Annotated in this window: 2 protein-coding genes; one reads left to right on the forward strand and one right to left on the reverse strand. The window is 61.9% G+C overall.

Annotated features, from left to right (window positions below):
* Positions 1-185: hypothetical protein (locus tag EXE44_RS18175; RefSeq protein ID WP_137718060.1), on the forward strand; the 185-nt coding region annotated here is incomplete at its 5' end.
* Between the two features lie 99 nt (positions 186-284).
* Here EXE44_RS18175 and EXE44_RS22260 read toward each other — a convergent pair.
* A partial coding sequence (locus EXE44_RS22260; RefSeq protein ID WP_137718061.1) for a restriction endonuclease occupies positions 285-452 on the reverse strand: 168 nt, incomplete at its 5' end.

The raw sequence follows: 452 nt of genomic DNA on the forward strand, positions 1-452 counted from the left end.
TGGAATTCGACTTCACGCGCTCGGTGGTTCCGCTCGCCGCGATCGTCGCCGTCGCAACGGTCGCGCTGACCGCGGTGATGACACCCTCGACCGTCTTCATGATGGTCCTCCCCTCGATGATCGCGTTCTCGGTGGTCGCGTACTTCTTCGGGATGAAGCACGGCGAGTTCCGCGCCAGTCCGTAGCGGTCCCGTCCGGTATCGGCCCCGAAGTCGCAGAGTCGGCCGTCCGAAACGTCCTGATTCGGTCACTACGTCCGGTAGTCCGCACTTCGTTTCGTAGATCTAGTCTTCAACAGCCTCCTCGACGATCTCGATCTCCTCGTCGGTCAGCCCGTACAGCTCATACACGATCTCGTCGATAAGCCGGTCCGTCTGCTCGATCTTCGCGTCGAGCTCCGCGGCGCGTTCCTTCGTGTCCAGGTAGTTCTCCAAGTCGTCGGCCACGTCGTC

This window comes from Halorubrum sp. SS7 (assembly GCF_005435055.1).
Taxonomy (GTDB): domain Archaea; phylum Halobacteriota; class Halobacteria; order Halobacteriales; family Haloferacaceae; genus Halorubrum; species Halorubrum salinarum.